Here is a 19155-nt window from a genome sequence, read left to right as displayed (position 1 = left end):
TGGAAGCAACGTCTCGAGGTCAGATTGCGAGGTACTGGCGTACTCGTGAGAGAGTGTAGTATAATCGCTCGGCCGTGACGGAGCGTCCCGCTACCGTGGCAACGGTGAGTGGCCACGCCCTCCCCAACCGATTCACTCACGCCTGACGGCGTTCGTTCATCCCTCGCACAGTGTCGTCGGCCAGCCTCGCTAGCGCTCGGCCGGCCGACAGCGCGCGCCACCGCAGGGCGAACGGCCAGTTCGGAACGAGCGGCCGCGACCCGGTCGAGTCAGAACGGGAAGCCGCCGTAGCGCAGGTACACCATATCGAGGATGAGGAGTAACTGAAACACGCCCTGGACGCCGCCGAGCATCGCGTTTTGCTTGCCGATCCCGGCGATGATCGACGGATCGGGTTCGGCCGAGCGCATCTCGCGGTACATCCGGATCTCGCCGGGCAACAGGAAGCCAAAGCCCTGTACCGAGAGGACCGTGACGAGGACAAGCGCCACCGCGACGGTCGGTTCGGTCATCGCGAACCCGTCGATCGTCAGGGCGACCCAGGCCAGCGAGCCGACCGTCGCGACGGCGAACGGAATCTGCCAGCGGCGGTCGTCCCAGGCGTCCAGTCGCCAGCCCAGCAGGAGCAGGATCGGAATCACGTTCACCGCGGTAAACAGCGCCAGCCACGCGTCGGCGTGGGGAAAGAGTCCGATCCGCTGGGCCAGCGTGATCCCGCCCGCGATGGTGACAAAGGCCAGCGACGGGAGCAGAAACGCCGTCTTCGGCGTGAGCCGCTGGAACACCGCCGAACTCTCCTCGTCGTCCAAGCCACCGATGACCGGGCCGAGGACCGTACCCATGAAGATGTCGATTCCCGTCCAGAGAACCCCCGCCATCACGTGAACGTAGGTGTGTTGCTGGACCGTCGCGACCGTCACCGCATAGCCCAAGGCGGCCAGCGGAATCAGTATCACCGCGACCGCGAAGGCCGGATTCGCTCGCTGTCCCATCCCCCTGATCGTGCCGCGAACCGTCGCCGTCGACATGTGCGGGAGAAGTCACTAATCCCCCATAAACGATGTTGCCGACGCAACGCTGTCCGAAAGGGCGACCGGCGCGTCGACGCGCGACTCGAGCGCGCCGCCGGACTACCGATCGCGCTCGACGGTTTCGCCGGGCCGCGTGGTCGCGCCGCCCTCGAGTTTCAGTCCGGGAGTCAGACTCGTGTTGATGCCGGTCTTGACGCCATCGCCGGCGACGACGCCGAACTTCCGACGGCCAGTCGAGACGCGCTCGCCCTTGACGGTGAACCGGATATCGGCGTCGTCGTGTCGGAGATTGGCGACGTTCGTCCCCGCGCCGACGTTGACGTTTCGCCCGAGGACGCTGTCGCCGACGTAGGAGAGGTGGCTGACCGAGGTGCCCGGGGAGACGACGCTGTTTTTCACTTCGACCGCGTGGCCGATCTCGGCGTCCCGGCCGATCAGCGTCGCGCCGCGGACGTAGGCGTTGGGCCCCACTTCGGCACCCTCGCGGATCAGTGCCGGCCCCTCGATCACGACGCCGGGTTCGACGGTTGCGCCGTCCTCGACGACGACCGATCCGTCGAGGGTGGCGTCGTCGCTCACGTCGCCGTCGATTCGGCGCTCGAGGGTGGCGAGTTTCCACTCGTTGGCTTCGAGCAGTTCCCACGGGCGGCCGACGTCGAGCCACCGTTCGAGCGTGACCGGTGTCATGTCGAACTCCTCGATCACCCGCGCGACGACGTCGGTGATCTCGTGTTCGCCCCGCTCACTGGCGGGGACCTCGAGCCACTCCCGGGCTTCGGCTGGGAAGGCGTAGGCCCCGGCGTTGGCGAGGTTCGTCGGCGGTTCGTCGGGCTTCTCGATGATTCCGGTAACGGGGCCATCGGGGCCGCCTTCGGTACTCAGGACGCCGTAGTTGGACGGCTCCGCGACTTCGATCGCACAGATCGCAGGACAAGCGTCGAACAGCCGGTCGATCGCCGCCGGATCGTAGAGGTTGTCGCCGTTGAGAACGGCGAAGGGGCCCTCGAGGTGGTCACGAGCGGCGTTGACGGCGTCGGCGGTCCCGGCCTGTCGCTCCTGAACGGCGTAGGAGACGGGGACCCCGCGGTACTCGGGGCCGAAGTAGTCACGGACCGTCTCGGCCTCGTAGCCGATCACGAGGACGATCTCGTCGGCTCCGGCCTCGATCGCCGCGTCGACTGTGTGCGCCGCGAGCGGACGGTCAGCGACCGGTAGCATCGGCTTTGGCACCGATTCCGACAGCGGTCGCATTCGGGTTCCTTGGCCCGCCGCGAGAACGACTGCTTTCATGTCCGGCCCTTCCACGAATCCCCGGATAAGCGATTCGTTTCCGAGTAGGATCTGAAACGCAAGCCGGTCGTTGATAGGGTGGGGCGAAACGGGCTCAGTCCTCGGAGGTCGTGATATCGGCCGACAACCCCTGTGCCATCTCGATCTCGTCGGCGTTGTTCATCGTCCAGGCGGTGCGTTCGGTGACGGCTTCGATCGCCTCGCGGGCGCTCGGGTAGCCGTTGCCGGATTTCTTGACGCCGCCGAAGGGCAACTGGACCTCCGCGCCGATACACGGCAGGTTCGCGTACGCGAGTCCGATATCGGCGTGGTCGCGGAAGTAGTTGAGCTGCCGGTAGTCCTCCGAGATGATCGCCCCCGCCAGCCCGTAGGGCGTATCGTTGTGGATCTCGACTGCATCCTCGATCGTCCCCGAGTACTCGAGGAGGGCGACGTGGGGGCCGAAACACTCCTCGTTGAGACAGCGCAGATCGGACTCGTAGTCGATTTCGTAGACGAACGGGCCGACCCAGTGGCCGTCTTCGTGGTCGTCGGGGATCTCACTGTCCTCGAGTTCGAATCGATCGACCAGGACGTTCGCGCCCTCTTCGCGGGCCAACTCGTTGTGCCGGCGGATCTTCTCGACGTGGTCGGCCTCGATCGCCGGCCCCATGAACGTCGACTCCTCGAGCGGGTCACCGACCGCGATGTCCTGGGCGATGTCGACGAACCGCTCTTTGAACTCGTCGTAGACGTCCTCGTGGACGATCAGGCGCTCGCTCGAGACACAGCGCTGGCCGGTCGTCTTGAAGCTGGACATGACCGCGGAGTGGACCGCGGTGTCCATATCCGCGTTCTCCGTGACGACGATGCCGTTCTTGCCGCCCATCTCGCAGGCCGCGAGCTTGCCGGGTTCGCCGCCGACCGTGTCGGCGATCTCGTGGCCGACTTCGGCCGAGCCGGTAAAGAGGACGGTGTCGACGCGCTCGTCGTCGGTGATCGCCGCGCCGGCGTCGCCAAAGCCCTGGACCATGTTGAAGACGCCGTCGGGGATCCCCGCGTCCTCGAACATCTCGGCGATGATCTGGCCACACCACGGGGTCTGCTCGGCTGGTTTCCAGACGACGGTGTTGCCCTCGACCAGTGCGATGGCCATGTGCCAGAACGGGATCGCGACCGGGAAGTTCCACGGGGTGATACAGCCGACGACGCCCCGCGGTTTGCGGCGCATGTAGGAGTCCTTGCCCGCGACCTCCGACGGCACGACGTCGCCGTGGGGGTGGCGGGCGTTGCCCGCCGCCCACTCGACCATGTGCCAGGCCTCGGTGACGTCCGCCTTTCCTTCGGAAATCTCCTTGCCACACTCCTTGGTGACGATCTCCCCGAGTTCCTGATGGCGTTCGCGCAGCTCGTGGTAGATGTCCCAGAGGTACTCCGCCCGGTCGATGTAGGACAGCTCGCGCCACTCCTCGAAGGCCTCGTCGGCCGCTGCGAGCGCCCGATCGACCTCGGCCGCCGTGCCTCGCCGGAACGTCGCCAGCGTCTCGCCGGTTGCGGGGTTTTCGCTCGCGAAGGTATCGCCCGAGCCCTCCGTCCACTCGCCGCCGATGTAGTGGCCGTATACCTGTTCAGTGGCTTGCTGGCTCATACGGCCGACTACGATCGGCGCGGTGAAAATCCTGCTGGTCGTTCACATGTCACGAACTGATCGTGAGGGTTGCGAGCCGAAGCCGTGGATTCCATCGACTCGAGTACGGCGCTCAACGACGGAATCGTCTATCGGTCCTCCTCGCCGCGTTCCTCGGTGACGGTCCGCTCCTCGCGCTCGATGACACGAGCCGTCTCGCCCGCCTCGTCCGGCGACGACCGCCCCGCCTCGAGCCGGATCGCGGTCGCGGTGACCTCGCCGACGGCCCCGGCGTCCATCGGGACGACGTTCGACTCGCTCTCCCACTCGAGGATCGCCCGGAGCGTGTTCCGGGCGTCGTCGTTCACGTCGACGTAGGCCGTCTCGGGTTCGGTCAGTTCGACGGTGCCGAGGACGTCGCCACCGGTGGTTTCGACCCGCTTGCCGACGTCGTCGTCGGTAAACGTTTGCCCCATGGACGGCCCTAGCGCGACTCCCGAAAAACCCGTGGTGCCTGCAGCCGCCTGTGGTCGGGGCGTGACCGGTCCTCGCCCTCACACCCCGCCCAACTCGGCCGCCTTCTCGAGTTCGCTGCGCAGCGTCGTTGAGTCGAACTCGTGGTCGGGCCGGAGCCGCACGAAATCGAGGAACTCCCGTGCGGCGAGCAAGGTGTCGGGTCCGTAGGCCGTCGCAGCGGCGTCGACGGCCGCTCGAGGCCCGATTCGGGGTTCGAGGACCGCGAGCGCACAGGCTAGATCGTAGGCGGTCGTCTCGTCGACGCGGTCGTCGTGGACGCTGGTCGCGTCGATGAAGTAGAACTCGTCGTCACACAGCAGGATGTTCTCGGCCCGCAGGTCGCCGTGGGCAAGCCCGTGGTCGTGCAGCATCGCGAGCATGGCGAACAGCTCCGGCGCGCGTTCGGCGACGGCGTCGTCGGCCACGTCGTCGAGCGACCGGAACTCCGGGAGGTACTCGAGGACGAGGACGCCTAGTCCGTTGACCTCGAAGGCATCGATCGGCCGGGGGGCGTTGATACCGATCTCGCGCATCCGGAGCGTGGCCTCGTACTCGTGTTCGACCATCTCTCGAGGGGTGTCGAACCGATCGAAAAAGCCCTCGGTACCAGAGGAAAACGCGCCGACGTTCCGACCGGTCGTCAACACCGCATGCACCAGGGCGTTCTGCCGGGAGACGATCTTGACGAACCACTCGTCGTCGATGACGCAGGGCGTCGAGAGCCAGTTGTCCGCCTCGAGGAACTCGACGCGGACCTCCTCGCGGTCGTAGCGATCCGCCAGCGTGCGGACGACACGCTCGATGCGGCTCCACTCGACGGTCCCTCGTGCGAGCCGGCGGATGTCCATACCGCCAGTCAGGAGCGGCGGCGTTAAATGCGTCCCGAAGTGTTATCGGTGGAAGGTGTCGCTGACGGCGGGGGACCAGGGGTTGGAACGCTAACACTATGAGTCGAGACGTTCTACTCGTAGCCAATGTATGCGCTCGACGACCTCAGCGACGCGATCGATGTCACCCGCGAGTTTCTGACGCCGATCCGTCCCTGGATGTGGCTCAAACTCGCCTTGCTGCTCTTTTTCATCGGCGGCGTCGGGTTCGGCAACCCCGTCTTTTCAGGCGGCGGTGGGGGAGTTAGCGACGAGGGGACGTCGGTCGATCCGGGCACCGTCGACGTCGGCGAGTTACTCCCGATACTCGTCGTCGTCACCGTCGCCGTCCTCCTCGTCGGACTCGCGTTCCTGCTGGTCGGATCGATATTCGAGTTCACGTTCCTCGAGTCGCTGCGCTCCGGCGAGGTACACGTCCGTCGGTACACGAAGCGCAACGTCGGACACGGCGTTCAACTGTTCGGGTTTCGGGTCGTCCTCGGGCTGATCGCGCTCGCAGTGATCGGGCTCCCGGTGGCCGCAGTTTTCCTCTCGGGGTCGGACGCCGTCTCGCTGGCGATGATCGGCATCGTGATCCTCGTCGCGATCCCCGTGGTGCTGGCCTATGCGGTCATCAGTCGGTTCACGACGGTCTTCATCGCCCCGACGATGCTGCAGGAGGATCTCGGCGTCGTCGCCGCCTGGAAGCGGTTCTGGCCGACGCTGTCGGGCAACTGGGCGGAGTATATCGTCTACCTCCTGCTGGTCTGGCTCCTGCAGCTGGTCTTCGCCTTTGCGATCGGTATCGCGCTGTTCATCCTGGCGATTCCGATCGTGATCGTCCTGTTCGTTCTCCTGTTCATCCCGTTTCTGAACCTGCTCGTCCTGCTGGTCGCGATTCCGCTGCTCGTGGTACTCGTCCTGTTGGTCCAGGTGCCGGTCGTCGTCTACCTGCGCTACTACGCCCTGCTCTTGCTCGGTGATACCGACGCGGACCTCGATCTGATCCCCGACCGCCGGGACGCGGTTCGCGGCGGCCCGGGCACCGGCGGCTCCTGGGAGACGCCCGACTCTCGAGCCGAGGACGATCGCCGGGACGACCGCGACGACCTCGGGACCGACGACATGTGGGGCGACGACTCGGAATCGTTCGACAGCCGCTGGAACGAACCGGATTCCGACGACTCGAGCGGCTGGGGGGACCGCGACGAGTCGGACAGCGGGGTCGGCGGAGGCGACTCCGACGATGACGGCGGCGGCTGGGGCGACTCGAGCGGGTCGGACGATGATGACGACGATCGGGACGATCGAAGCGGCTGGTAGGAGTGCCTCTCTCGGCCGCCCCCTGCGGGCGGCGGTGCGTTTATTCCCGCCCTCGGCAAGTATTGCGTATGGCCGCCGATCTGCCCGACGAACACCGGATGATTCGGGAGACCGTCAGGGACTTCTGCGAGGCCGAGATCGAGCCGATCGCTCAGGAGATCGAGGACGACCATCGGTTCCCGGCCGAGGTCTTCGACCAGTTGGCCGCCCTCGATATGATGGGGGTGCCGATCGACGAGGACTACGGTGGACTCGGCGGCGATACCCTGATGTATACGCTGGTCGCGGAGGAACTGGGCCGGGTCTCCGGGGCCGTCGGCCTCTCCTACGTCGCGCACACGTCGCTGGCCTCGAAACCCATCGAACGGTTCGGGACCGAGGCCCAGAAGGAGCGCTGGCTGCGGCCGCTGGCCGAGGGCGAGACCATCGGCGGCTGGGCGCTGACCGAACCCGAGAGCGGCTCGGATGCCTCGGACATGAACACCCGGGCCCGGAAAGAGGGCGACGAGTGGGTCCTCAACGGCACCAAGCAGTTCATCACGAACGCCTCCGAGGCCGGATCGATCCTCGTCAAGGCCGTCACCGATCCCGACGCGGGCTACGACGGCATCTCGACGTTCATCGTCGCCCCCGACGCGGACGACGGCTTCGAGGTGACGACCGTTTGGGAGAAGATGGGGCTCAACGCCTCGCCGACCTGTGAGATCGCGTTCGACGACGTTCGCCTCCCCGAGGACCGCCTGCTCGGCGAGGTGGGCGACGGCTGGGAGCAGACCAAGAAGACCCTAGACGGCGGCCGCATCTCGATCGCCGCGCTCTCGACCGGGCTCGCACAGGGGGCCTACGAACACGCGAAGACCTACAGCCAGGAGCGCGAGCAGTTCGGCCAGCCGATCTGCGAGTTCGACGCGATTCGGGACACGATCGTCGATATGCACCGCAAGACCGAGCGGGCGCGGCTCCTGACGCGGCAAGCCGCCCGGACGTACGACCGGGACGACCCCGTCACCAGGGAGTCGGCCCTCGCGAAACTCGAGGCCAGCGAGGCCGCCCGCGAGGTCGCCGAGGACGCCGTCCAGGTCCTCGGGGGCTACGGTTACACGACCGACTTCGCCCCCCAGCGGTTCTACCGCGACGCGAAACTGATGGAGATCGGAGAGGGGACCAGCGAGATTCAGCACCTGGTGATCGGCCGCGAACTCGGCCTGTCGGGCCCACAGTGACCGTCGCCTCGAGCCGCGGGTCGCCGTCCGGACCGAGGTAAAAGCCGGTCGGTCAGCCGAGGATGCCGTCGTCGCTGTCGTTGTCGTCGCTCGTCGAGCCGTTTTCGGCGTCCGAATCGGAGTCGGCGCCGCCGCTCGAGGCGCCCTCGTCGACGTCGGTGGTCACGGCCTCGGTGAGCGTCGCCACGTTCGGCGCTTCCCGCCCCTGGAGGGGCTCGGGATAGACTCCGATCGTCACGAGCAGGTCGTCGTCGGCCTCGACGGCCTCGGTGATGTGGACGTCGACCGCGACGTCTCGGCCGTCGAACTCCGCGTCCGCGCTGTACCGCGACTTGGTCGTCGACTCCCCGAGGATCGTGACGGTGGCGTCCTCGTCGTGAGAGACGTTATCGATGCCGTCGTAGTTGCTCCTGACGAGGTCGATGAGTTCCTCGGTCGACATCTCCTCGACGGGGTTGAGTTCCTGCCCGAGGATGCTGACCTGCGGGGTCGTCAACACGTTGAAGACGGCCGCGCGGCGCTCGCCGAGCCCCTGAATCCCGACCCGCTTTTCGTGTTTGGTCATGTAGTTCGTGACCGTGACGGTTTCGTTCGTGGGGCCGACGTCCCGCTCGATCCCGAGGGGTTCGATGGCCGTCTGTTCGTAGCCGGTCTCCGCGCGGGCCTCGCTCGTGACGCCCGCGGGCGACGATTCGTGTTCGTCCATGCCGAGTAAGCCCAGACAGCCCGACAGGCCGGCCAGTCCCGCCGCACCGAGTCCCGCGATGACGGTTCGTCGATTCATTTCCCTGCAAATGGCGGTCCAGGTGGTAAGTGTTTACTGAAATCCTAACAGTGTGTCACTCGAAAAATGGGTGTCGTCCGAATCGCTCCGGCTACGGCAAGCGACCGTCGGTCAGGGCCAGGTCCCGGCTTCCTCGAAGGCGTCGGCGACCCGCTGGACCGCGACGACGTAGGCCGCGGTCCGGGGGTTCTCGAGGTCGTGTTCCTCGTAGGCCTCGATCAAGGCGTCGAAGGCGTCGACGATGACGCCCTCGAGTTCCTCGTTGACCCGCTGCTCGGACCAGTAGAAGCGCTGGCGGTTTTGTACCCACTCGAAGTAGGAGACGGTGACCCCGCCCGCGTTCGCGAGGATGTCCGGAATCACGAAGACGTCTTTCTCTTCGAGGACCTCGTCGGCCGCGGGCGTCAGCGGCCCGTTTGCGGCTTCCGAGATGACGTCGGCCTCGACGTCTTCCGCGAGGTCGGCGTCGACCGCGTTTTCCAGTGCCGCGGGGATCAGCAGGTCGACATCGAGGGTGAGGACGTCCTCGTTGGTGATCTCCTCCTCGCTTCCCTCGAAGCCGACGACGCTGCCCGTCTCGTTCTTGTGATCCTTGGCCGCGACCGGATCGAAGCCGTCGGGGTTGTAGATCCCGCCGCTCGAGTCGCTGGCGGCGACGACGGTCGCGCCCATCTCGTCGATCAGTCGGGCGGCGATCCAGCCGGCGTTCCCGTAGCCCTGGACGGCCACGGTCGCGCCCTCGAGGTCCTTGTCGAGGTAGTCGAAGGCCTCGCGGGCGGCGATGACCGTCGAGCGGCCGGTCGCGTCGACGCGGCCCTCACTGCCGCCCGAATCCAGCGCCTTCCCGGTCACGACGCCCGGCTCCGACGTGTTCTCGAGGGTCTCGTAGGTGTCTTTGATCCAGTTCATCTCCCGCTGGCCCGTGTTCACGTCGGGCGCGGGCACGTCGCGGTCCTCGCCGACCATGGGCCGGAGTTCCTTCGCGAACGAGCGGGTGAGCCGCTCGAGTTCGCTCTCGGAGTAGTCGGCCGGATCGATGATGATGCCGCCCTTCCCGCCGCCGAGGGGAATGTCGACGATCGCGGTCTTGTAGGTCATCCAGCCCGAGAGAGCCTTGACCTCGTCGCGGGAGACACCCGGGTGGTAGCGGATGCCGCCTTTGTAGGGCCCACGGTCACCGTTGAACTGCGAGCGGAAGGCCTTGAATCGCTCCAGATCGCCGTCGTCGCGTTCGATCGTGAGGTTCGTCTCGAGGACGCGCTCGGGGTGTTTGAGTCGCTCGATCACGTCGTCGCCGACGTCGAGATACGCCGCCGCGTCGTCGATCTGTGATTGCAGGCTTTCGAACGGGTTGGTCTCTTCGCTCATACGCGGGGGGTTTCGGAGACCAAGGGATAAGCGTAGCGAATATCTATCATGGAAAGAGATGCACGTTCTCCAAGGCTGACCTAAGTACCCTATATATTGACCGTTCAGTCGGTTTCGCCGGTTGCTCCGGCCGAGTCACGACGCCGTCGACGCGGGTCCCGTTGGGGGCAACCGCGCGCCCTCGAGGTCGACTTGCAGCACCAAATCGCAACAATCGCACACGATCGCCTCCGCACTCGAGCGGATGGGCGATCGGTCAGTTCTCTACCGCCCGTTTCGGGGCCCGGTCTCGAGCGCGGGCCGATAACCCGGTGGCACACCCCTCGTTCAGAGTGAAAAGCCGGGCGGTGTCGCCGGGCGTTCGGAATCATCCCGGCGATCGACGGATCACGATCGATGGGGTAGTCACACCCCTCGTTCAGAGTGAAACGGGATCGTGAGGGGATGACCGGATTCACTCTGAACGGCGGGGGATCCGATCGAACGCGATCGGACGGTTTGCGATTCGTAGTACCGGACCCACACCCCCCATTCAGAGTGAATACCGAGTGAGCGGTACCTGGTTGTGACCGACGGAATTGACCTGCGGGGGACACAAGCGGTTGTTACGATTTGGTACTGTAAGATGTTGCAATATCTTCTGCTACCGTAATATATAATACTATTTCTAGATGGAGGAGAGGGAGAGGAGACGTTCCGGAAAGCTGCATCCGTCGCACTCTCGACGTTCCACGCGAACTCGGTGTACACTCCGGTTGGCGACTACGGCTTATCGACTGCTTTCAGTCTGAACGGGGTGTGGGCCTGTTCCCGACGGGCGTTCACAGTTCAGTCTGCACCCGGCAGCGAGTACGGATACTCCGAAACGGCCTTCAATAGACAGTAACAGTTCTATCTCTGTTCACTATCAGTCTGAACGGGCTTCCACAGCTTTATAATGTCCGTCTCCAGATCTGAACTATGGCCGAGCAGACCGGTGGGGACCCGCTCTTCGAATCTCATGATCCCATCTTCGATCGGAAGGAACTCCTCCACGTCGGTCACGTTCCCGACGAGGACCGCATCGTCGGGCGCGACGACGAGATCCAGTCCGTCGCCGCCGAAGTCGGTGCGATCACGCGCGGTGATCCGCCGAACAACGTGATGATATACGGCAAAACGGGGACCGGAAAGAGTCTGATCTCACGACACGTCTCGACGCGGGCCCAGGACGCCGCCCGCGGCAACGACATCGATTGTGCCGTTCTCTACGTCGACTGCTCCGAAGCGAACACCGAGACCCGTGCGACCCGACAGCTGGCACTCAGTCTGAAAGACCAGACCGACTACCAGCAGAACATCCCGCTTCGCGGCGTCGGAACGATGGAGTACTACCAGCACATCTGGGGGATTCTCGAGGACTGTTTCGACGCCGTCATCGTCATCTTGGACGAGATCGACAAACTGGACAACAGCAACATTCTGATGCAGCTCTCGCGCGCTCGAGAGGCCCGAAAGACCGACGCCTACATCGGCGTGATCGGGATCAGCAACAAGGTCCAGTACCGGGAGACCCTCGACGAGCGGATCGACAGCAGCTTCGGCCACCGGGAGCTGTTCTTCCATCCGTACGACGCCTCCCAGCTCCGCGAGATCATGCGCAATCGCGAGGACGCATTCCAGCCCGACGTCCTCGAGGACGGAACGATCGAACTCTGTGCCGCCCTCGCGGCGAAGAAACACGGCGACGCACGAAAAGCGATCGAGATCCTCAAGGAAGCCGGGGAACTCGCCCGCCGCACCGACAGCGAGACGGTTTCGGAGACCCACATTCAGCAGGCTCAGGAGGTCGCCGAGATCAACCGCATCGAAGAACTCACGAGCGGCGCGACCGTTCACGCGAAACTCGCCCTCTATGCGCTCGCCAGTTGTATCATCACGGGCGATCGGGAGACGTACAAGACCCGGGAGGTGTACGAGCGCTACGTCGGGATCTGTGAACTGGTCGCGACCGATCCGATCACCGAGAACGGCCTCTATCGCCAACTCAAAGAGCAGGCGTTTCTCGGCGTCATCGAATCCGAGAAGACCGGTGGCGGTCGGTCACAGGGGAGTTACCTCCTGCACCGGCTCGTGACCGATCCGAAACACATCGTCAAGGCGGTCCGTCGCGACGCCTCGCTCGAGGACCTGCCGACGTACGACCGACTTCGGGAGACGGGGCCGTCGACTGGGAACCGCGACGCCGATCTCGAGTCCTTTTCCTGATCCGTCGAACTACCACCACCTCGAACACGCGTTTCACTCTGAACGAGGGGTGTGGGACCATTCCCCGGTCCCGCGCTAGACCGCTTTCACGGTCTCGCGCCGGCGTCGCGATCGCCGATCGACGACGCAGCCACAGTCGACACAGACGAGCAGTCGCTCGTCGCCGGCTGTCACGGTCTCCCAGTCGCCGGTAACCGGACTCTCGTGGCCACAGTCCGGACAGAAGAGAACGGTCTTCCGCGCTTCGGGTGGCGGTTCGAAATCGTCGTGGGACGTGTCAGTTGACATGGTCGCTCGTAGGGATCCGACCGGCATAGGGGTTGTGTGGCACGAACGACCGTGACGGATCGACTCACCATTGGTTGGCAGCCCCGCGTACTAAGCGATTCGTCGTGGTCGATCACGGCATGTCAATCGAAAGCACGAACCCGGCGACGGGCGACGTGGTCGACAGCTTCGAGGCGACCTCCGACGAGGAACGCGAGGCCCGACTCGAGCGGGCGACCGAGACCTTCGCGGAGTGGTCCGAGACGCCGATCGAGACGCGCCAGCGGCTGCTCGCCCGGGCGGCCGACGTCCTTCGGGAGAACACCGACGAGTACTCCGAACTGATGACCGAAGAGATGGGGAAGCCGATCGGGCAGGCCCGCGACGAGGTCGCGAAATGCGCGTGGGTCTGTGACTACTACGCCCAGAACGCGGCACAACACCTCCAGGACGAGGTGATCGCCGGCGACGAGAGCGCCCGCACCGTCGTTGCCTACCAGCCGCTGGGGCCGGTACTGGCGATCATGCCCTGGAACTTCCCCTTCTGGCAGGTCTTTCGCTTTGCCGCGCCGAACCTCGCAGCGGGCAACGTCGGCCTGCTGAAACACGCCTCGAACGTCCCCGGCTGCGCCCGGGCCATCGAGGACGTCTTCGACCAAGCGGGGTTTCCCGACGGCGCCTTCACGTCGCTGCTGATCGACTCGAGCGAGATCGACGCGGTCATCGAGGACGACCGGATCCGAGCCGTCACCATCACCGGCAGCGACGCCGCGGGTCGGGCGGTCGCCGAAACCGCCGGCAGCCAGCTCAAGAAGTCGGTCCTCGAGTTGGGCGGGAGCGACCCCTTCGTCGTCCTCGAGGACGCCCCCATGGACGAGGCGGTCGAGACGGCGGTCCAGGCGCGACTCATCAACAACGGCCAGTCCTGCATCGCGGCCAAGCGGTTCGTCGTGGTCGACGACGTCTACGACGAGTTCGTCGACCGCTTTATCGACGAGATGGCGGCCCAGACGGTCGGCGATCCGATGGACGAGGCCACCGACCTCGGGCCGCAGGCCCGCCCGGACCTCATGGAGGAACTCCACGAGCAGGTCGCGGAGACGGTCGAGCAAGGCGGCGAACTCGAGTTGGGCGGCGAGCCGATGGACCGCGACGGCGCGTACTACCCGCCGACGGTAATCACGGACGTCCCCGAGAACACCCCCGCCGACCGGGAGGAACTGTTCGGCCCCGTCGCTTCCGTGTTCCGGGTCCCCGACGAGGACGCCGCCATCGAAAAGGCAAACGACACCCGCTTCGGTCTCGGTGCGAGCGTCTGGACCGAGGATCTCGAGCGCGGCGAGCGGGTCGCCCGGCAGTTCGAGTCCGGGCTCGCCTTCGTCAACGAACTCGTCAAGTCCGATCCTCGGCTGCCCTTCGGTGGCGTGAAGGATTCGGGCTACGGCCGGGAACTCGCCGAACACGGGATCACGGAGTTCGTCAACACGAAGACGATCTGGATCCAGCAGGACGCCGGCGACGAGGCCGATAGGGTCGAGTGATCGGCCGCTGCCGGTCACTCGATGTCGACCGACCACTCGCCGTCGGACTTGATTTCGACGTAGCCGACGCCGTCGAACTCGGTCGGGTTCTCGATACTGTCCTCGTGAAACACGAACTGGGTGGCCTCCCGCGTCGTCGAGAGGATGGTGACGTTGATCTCCGTTCCGTCGTAGTCGCCGGAGGGCTGGTGCGATCCGTCGAACTCGAACGGACCGTGGACTTCGTTTCCGGTTCCCTCGAGGGACACGGGCATGGAATCCCCGGAGGTCTCACGCGGCTCGCGGACGGTCACCGTCCAATCGCCGCCGGCGACGACGCTGAGTTGGTAGGTCCCGCCCTCCATATGCCACGCGGTCTGTCCGTCGTACTCGCCCGACGAATCGGCGAACAGCGTCCCAGTTGACTCCGTCTCGCTTGTGTCTTCCGTGTCGTCCTCACTACCGTCGTCTTCCTCGGGAATCAACCGAACTTGGAACTCGCCGTCGCCCTCGTGGGTAGCGTCGACGACGGTGAGCCCGCCCTCGACACTGACGTCCTCGAGCGCCTCCGATCCGGTCCCGGAGAACTCCCGTTCGTCCGATTCGTCGGCGGAACCGTCTTGGTCGTCAGTGTCGCCATCCGTATCGTCGTTCTCGTCATCGCCCTCGGCCGCCTCGTTCGAACAGCCGGCAAGCGGAACTGCGACGCCGCTCAGTGCAACCAATCGTACGACTTGTCTCCGCTTCATTCGAGCCCGTTGGTACGGTGAAACGCCGTTTAGGAAATGGGGGGCATTGCAGAATCTGAAACCGGAACCGCCGGATTGTCTCCCTTCCTCGAGTCGTTCGACGACACCGCCACTGGTCCCGCCCGTCTTCGGCCGCTCACACGACCGTCGAGATCGTATAGACGTTGAGAACTGCAGCGGCCAGCCACGGCACCGCGAGCCCCGCGGGCACGATCGGCCGATACGCCCGCTCGAGGAGAGGCCGGCAGGCCAGCGCGACGCCGACCGCGAACGCCTTCAGCCCGAGCATGCCGACGACGCCGTAGCTCTCGATCGCGCCGCGGGCCGCGGGGTTGGACTCGGCCAACCCGAGGTTGAGCCCGACGAAGGTCGTGACGATGTCGGCGACCAGCGAGAGCGCGACCAGCCCCCAGAGCAGCCGCTCGAGGTCGACGGGCGTCACATCGCCCGGCAGCCACTGGCCTGGGGTCGCGCGCTCGGAACTCATAGACTCCCGGCCGGAATCGAACCGACCGCTGCCGTCGGGAGCAAGAACCCGTACCAGTACGCGGGGTATTGTTATGGCAGGCGTAGGGGGATCGCCGTCGCTGGTAATCGCTTACAATCGACGGCAAACGGTTCGGGCGGCTGCCGTGACGATTTCGGGGTTGTAACCGGGTCGTACTTCGAAGGCGGGGTCAGCTATGCGTCGAAACCACCTGATACTGGATCTCCTGCCGGCCGAATACTGTCGTTACCGTCGTCTCCGTGTCGGACGGTCACACGAACCGATCACGGACTGGATGGGACAGTAGAGGGGGAGAGGGGTCGCGCCGACGGATCGCCACTGATCGTGTGGCGGTCGTCGCGAGGGGAGACGGATCGACTATGGCGCGACCCGCTCGAGAGTGCGTTCTGTCTCCGTGGTCACCAGCACGGAGACATCATACACTGTCGGGTCCGATGATACGAACGCTCGCGTTCAGTAGTCCACGCGTTACGTGGGAGTCCGCGTTATATGGGTGTCCGAGAGGCCGCGATCGACTGGCGGGCAGCACCACGGCCGCTGCCGACCGACGATCCGGCCGCGAGAAAGACGTTCGACGGCAATTGCAGGCAGCACGGCTTTCCGTCGAATGGCCGTTCGTTTCGACGGTTAGCGATCCGTTCCAATAGTGTGGAGCGGGGTAGATAGCGATATGTCGGAGGTACACACCGAACGTTCGGGACAACGGAGAGCGACGCTTCGCGACCGGATCGGGCGGGGACTGGACCGACGCGAGTTCCTGCGGACGGTCGCCGGCGGTGGCTACGCCCTCGGGATGGCCCACTGGATCGGCGTCGACGACTTCCTCGCCGCCGGCGACGGCGAGGTCCCCGTCGTCACTGCCCTCGTCAGGGACGATCCGGCCGACCCGTGGTCGATCCGGGAACGAACGGAACGCGTCCCTGCAGCGTGGTACGCCGCCGTCGAGAAGGCGCTCGAAATCAATGATCTCCTGTCCCGGGTCGGGTTCACCGGCTACCTCGGGAGTGCCGTCGTCCCCGGTGACTTCGATAGCGGGACCGCAACCGTCTCCGTCGGCGTCTCGAGCGAGGGGCATTCCGTGAACGAACTGCTCGGCGAACTCGCCGAGGGCGTCGAGATCGACGTGGAGACGTTCATCGATGTCGACGACATCGGGGACGACTCCGAGGCGAGCGAACCCCGGCTTGGCTACCCCGGTACGGACGGTCGCGTCCCCAGCGGCGTCGCCTGCGAGACGCCGACGAGTCTGGCGACGCTCGGTCCGGCGCTGTATCACCCCGACGGGGAACGGCGGTTCTTCGTGACGGCCGATCATGCCTTCGACGGGATCGAGGGGTCGACCGAGGAATCCCTCTCGCTGCCCATCGGGGGCGACGACGCGGCCGAACTGGGGACCGTTGCACGACACCATCCGGTCGCCGACGTCGCGACCGTCGAACCGACAGGCGGCATCGAACCGACGAACAGGATCGACGCCCCCTCGAGCCCGCGGGTGCGGGGCCAGTTCACCAAGTTCGGCCTCGCGACGCTCGTCGCACGCGACGCCGAACTCGAGAAGGTCGGTGCGATGACCGGTCACACGGTGGGGAAGATACAGGGAATCGACGCCGTGACCTGTTTCACGGACGACTTCTGCCGGCGCGGCCAACTCCGCTGGGGCGGCGAGATGGACCTCACGGACGGCGATAGCGGCTCCGTGAGCTACCACCGCGATCCCGAGGGCGGGCCCGACGACGTCCTCATCGCCGGCTTCAACAACGCCCGGACCTGGTGGCCCGGCCAGAGCTACGTCTGGGGCGTGGGGGCCTATCGACTGACCGAAACACATGGCTATCACTTCTGAGCGACGACCGACGGGGGCCACGAGGATCGAATCGACGACCGACGGGGGCCACGAGGATCGAACCGACGATCGACCGGAGCCACGAGGACCGAACCGCGATGCGTAACGATACCAGTCGGTCCGAGGAGGGCGCGACCGGACCTGTTAGAACGGCCGTCCAGACGATCGGCCGCGTCGTCGGGGATCTGATCGCCATCTCCCTGTGGGTCCTGTTTCTCACCCTGGCGTTCCTCGCGACCGGCTGGCCCCGCTGGGCGTTCTACGCGCTGTTGCTCGTCGGTGTTGGCGTCTACGTCGCCGTAACGGCCGCCTGGATCGACTGACGATACCAAAAAATGGATCGGCGGGCTACGCGAGGGCCGCCTCGAGGCGCTCGATCAGCTCGTCGTTGCCGACGTGGACCGGCGTGCGATCGTGGAGGGCGTCGGGCTCGACGGCGAGTAGCGAGCGGTCCCCGTTCGAGGAGCGCCCGCCGGCCCGTTCGACGACGTAGCCGATCGGGTTCCCCTCGAACTGCAGGCGGAGTTTGCCCTCGGGCCGGGACTCGAGGCCGGGGTAGCCGAAGGTGCCGCCGTATGTCAGTACCTGATTGACGTCGCCGATCAACGCGCCGCCGTAGCGGAGTTTGAGTTCGGCCTCGATCTCGCGGGCGTACTCGCGGAAGTCCGCGGGCCAGTCGGGGACACGGCCGCCGAAGCCGTAGACGACCGGCTCGTCGGGGAGGGTCACGTCGTCATCGACGACGTTCCGCTCGCCCCCGGAGAGTTCGTACTCGGCGACGGTCTCCTCGGTGGCGATCACCATCGTCGTGATCGGGCCGTAGAGGACGAAGCCGGCGGCCACGAGCGTCTCACCGCGGGCGGGCAGTGCGGCGTCGTAGACGCCGAAGATCGTCCCCATGGTGTTGTTGGACTTGAGGTTCGAGGAGCCGTCGAGCGGGTCGACCGCGACCGCGTACGCGTCGCCGTCGGCCGGACCCACACCGCAGTCGACGACGTCGGCGCGTTCCTCGCTGGCGTACTGACCGACGCCGTCGATCCCGGTGAGGCGCTCGCCGAGCAGTTCGTCCGCCCAGACGTCCGCCTCGGCCTGGGTCTCGCCGCTTGGGTTTTCCTCGTCGACGGTCCCGCGGCGGCCGATCAGTCCCTGCCGTATCTCGGTCGCCGAGCGACTGATCGTCGCGACGATGTCCTCGACGACCGGGTCCGAGACCGTCATCTATTCAGTGGCCTCGAGCGCGGCGTCGGCCGTCGCCTCCTCGTAGATGACCTTCTCGAGGGCGTCCAGCAGCCGCGTCGGGTCCTCGCGCTGCCAGACGTTGCGGCCGACGGCCAGCCCTTTCGCGCCGGCGTCGATGACCGCCTCGACCTGCGAGAGGAACTCGTAGTCGGAGGTCTTCGAGCCGCCCGACATGATGACCTTCATATTGCCGGCACAGTCGACGGCGTGGGCCATCGCCTCCGGGCTCCCGGGGTACTTGACCTTCGCGATGTCGGCACCCAGCTCGAGGGCCAGCCGCGTCGCGTAGGAGATCGTCGAGGGCTTGGTGTCGTTTTTCAGTCCCTGGCCGCGCGGGTAGGACCACATGACCATGGGGAGGTCGTACTCGCGGCCTTTCTCCTGGGCGTCGCGGAACTCCTCGACCATCTCGATCTCGTGGTTCGAGCCGCCGTAGACGGTAAATCCGAGGGCGTCGGCGCCCAGTTCGGCGGCGTAGTCGACCGAGCAGTTGACCGCCGAGTCGGGCTCGCCCATCCAGAGGTTCGAGGTGCCGTTTAGCTTCAGCAGCAGGTTGACGTCGTCCTCGTAGCTGGGATAGTAGCCCTCGGCGATCCCCTTCTGGACCGCCATCGCGGAGACGGCGTCGTGGGTCGCCGTCTCGAAGACCGTCGACGGGTCGAGCTTCTCGGGAACCTCCTCGAAGTCGACGGGGCCGTGTTCTAAACCGTGGTCCATCGCCAGAATCAGTGACTTGCCGTCGCGTACGATCGGGGAATCGTCGATCGGAATCATC

Annotated in this window: 18 protein-coding genes; 6 read left to right on the top strand and 12 right to left on the bottom strand. The window is 65.7% G+C overall.

The window, feature by feature from the left end:
* Positions 1 to 269: 269 nt before the first annotated feature.
* The 5 genes from NP511_RS05240 to NP511_RS05220 form a co-directional block, all read right to left on the bottom strand.
* Entirely contained in the window at positions 270 to 992 is a 723-nt protein-coding gene (locus NP511_RS05240) for a hypothetical protein (protein ID WP_049964942.1), read from the bottom strand.
* 138 nt (positions 993 to 1130) lie between these two features.
* Complete coding sequence (gene glmU, locus NP511_RS05235) at positions 1131 to 2321, bottom strand: bifunctional sugar-1-phosphate nucleotidylyltransferase/acetyltransferase (RefSeq protein WP_049964703.1); 1191 nt, start codon at positions 2319 to 2321, stop codon at positions 1131 to 1133.
* Between the two features lie 94 nt (positions 2322 to 2415).
* Positions 2416 to 3948, bottom strand: coding sequence for an aldehyde dehydrogenase family protein (locus NP511_RS05230; RefSeq protein ID WP_049964702.1), 1533 nt, complete (start codon positions 3946 to 3948; stop codon positions 2416 to 2418).
* A 128-nt stretch (positions 3949 to 4076) separates the two neighbouring features.
* Complete coding sequence (locus NP511_RS05225) at positions 4077 to 4403, bottom strand: hypothetical protein (protein WP_084158239.1); 327 nt, start codon at positions 4401 to 4403, stop codon at positions 4077 to 4079.
* A gap of 78 nt (positions 4404 to 4481) precedes the next feature.
* A complete protein-coding gene (locus NP511_RS05220; RefSeq protein WP_049964701.1) occupies positions 4482 to 5291 on the bottom strand; it encodes an RIO1 family regulatory kinase/ATPase domain-containing protein in 810 nt (269 codons plus the stop codon).
* Positions 5292 to 5417: 126 nt separating this feature from the next.
* Between NP511_RS05220 and NP511_RS05215 the strand changes: the two genes are divergently transcribed.
* Positions 5418 to 6632, top strand: coding sequence for a DUF7544 domain-containing protein (locus NP511_RS05215; RefSeq protein ID WP_049964700.1), 1215 nt, complete (start codon positions 5418 to 5420; stop codon positions 6630 to 6632).
* A gap of 68 nt (positions 6633 to 6700) precedes the next feature.
* Positions 6701 to 7855 carry an acyl-CoA dehydrogenase family protein gene (locus NP511_RS05210; RefSeq protein ID WP_049964699.1) on the top strand — a complete coding sequence of 385 codons (1155 nt, stop codon included), beginning with the start codon at positions 6701 to 6703 and terminating at the stop codon, positions 7853 to 7855.
* Positions 7856 to 7907: 52 nt separating this feature from the next.
* Here the strand turns inward: NP511_RS05210 and NP511_RS05205 are convergent, their stop codons facing one another.
* Together NP511_RS05205 and NP511_RS05200 are read right to left on the bottom strand one after the other, a co-directional pair.
* Positions 7908 to 8639: a DUF6517 family protein gene (locus NP511_RS05205; protein WP_049964698.1), complete on the bottom strand. Its 732-nt coding sequence runs from the start codon at positions 8637 to 8639 to the stop codon at positions 7908 to 7910.
* 111 nt (positions 8640 to 8750) lie between these two features.
* Positions 8751 to 10007: a Glu/Leu/Phe/Val family dehydrogenase gene (locus tag NP511_RS05200; RefSeq protein ID WP_049964697.1), complete on the bottom strand. Its 1257-nt coding sequence runs from the start codon at positions 10005 to 10007 to the stop codon at positions 8751 to 8753.
* A gap of 960 nt (positions 10008 to 10967) precedes the next feature.
* Here NP511_RS05200 and NP511_RS05195 point away from each other — a divergent pair.
* Complete coding sequence (locus tag NP511_RS05195) at positions 10968 to 12254, top strand: Cdc6/Cdc18 family protein (RefSeq protein ID WP_006649260.1); 1287 nt, start codon at positions 10968 to 10970, stop codon at positions 12252 to 12254.
* Positions 12255 to 12329: 75 nt separating this feature from the next.
* Here the strand turns inward: NP511_RS05195 and NP511_RS05190 are convergent, their stop codons facing one another.
* Positions 12330 to 12542: a DUF8106 domain-containing protein gene (locus NP511_RS05190; RefSeq protein ID WP_006649259.1), complete on the bottom strand. Its 213-nt coding sequence runs from the start codon at positions 12540 to 12542 to the stop codon at positions 12330 to 12332.
* Between the two features lie 119 nt (positions 12543 to 12661).
* Between NP511_RS05190 and NP511_RS05185 the strand changes: the two genes are divergently transcribed.
* Positions 12662 to 14062 (top strand): NAD-dependent succinate-semialdehyde dehydrogenase, encoded by a 1401-nt coding sequence (locus tag NP511_RS05185; protein ID WP_049964696.1) that lies wholly within the window; start codon positions 12662 to 12664, stop codon positions 14060 to 14062.
* A gap of 14 nt (positions 14063 to 14076) precedes the next feature.
* On the opposite strand, the gene NP511_RS05180 is transcribed toward NP511_RS05185, so the two are convergent.
* Together NP511_RS05180 and NP511_RS05175 are read right to left on the bottom strand one after the other, a co-directional pair.
* Positions 14077 to 14766 (bottom strand): hypothetical protein, encoded by a 690-nt coding sequence (locus NP511_RS05180; RefSeq protein ID WP_308986954.1) that lies wholly within the window; start codon positions 14764 to 14766, stop codon positions 14077 to 14079.
* 160 nt (positions 14767 to 14926) lie between these two features.
* The gene (locus NP511_RS05175) at positions 14927 to 15277 is read right to left on the bottom strand and encodes a DUF5658 family protein (protein WP_006649256.1); all 351 of its coding nucleotides are present in this window, start codon (positions 15275 to 15277) and stop codon (positions 14927 to 14929) included.
* Between the two features lie 691 nt (positions 15278 to 15968).
* Between NP511_RS05175 and NP511_RS05170 the strand changes: the two genes are divergently transcribed.
* On the top strand, positions 15969 to 17141 hold the full coding sequence (locus tag NP511_RS05170; RefSeq protein ID WP_049964694.1) for a hypothetical protein: 1173 nt from the start codon (positions 15969 to 15971) through the stop codon (positions 17139 to 17141).
* A 98-nt stretch (positions 17142 to 17239) separates the two neighbouring features.
* Positions 17240 to 17464, top strand: coding sequence for a DUF8119 family protein (locus tag NP511_RS05165; protein ID WP_049964693.1), 225 nt, complete (start codon positions 17240 to 17242; stop codon positions 17462 to 17464).
* A gap of 25 nt (positions 17465 to 17489) precedes the next feature.
* Here the strand turns inward: NP511_RS05165 and NP511_RS05160 are convergent, their stop codons facing one another.
* On the bottom strand, positions 17490 to 18359 hold the full coding sequence (locus tag NP511_RS05160; RefSeq protein ID WP_049964692.1) for a class 1 fructose-bisphosphatase: 870 nt from the start codon (positions 18357 to 18359) through the stop codon (positions 17490 to 17492).
* Positions 18360 to 19154: a class I fructose-bisphosphate aldolase gene (locus NP511_RS05155; RefSeq protein WP_006649252.1), complete on the bottom strand. Its 795-nt coding sequence runs from the start codon at positions 19152 to 19154 to the stop codon at positions 18360 to 18362.
* Position 19155 lies beyond the last annotated feature (1 nt).

Source organism: Natrinema thermotolerans (assembly GCF_031165565.1).
In the GTDB taxonomy this organism is placed as follows: Archaea; Halobacteriota; Halobacteria; order Halobacteriales; family Natrialbaceae; genus Natrinema; species Natrinema thermotolerans.
Note: the sequence above shows the minus strand (reverse complement) of the source record. Positions and strands in the feature narration are given on the sequence as shown.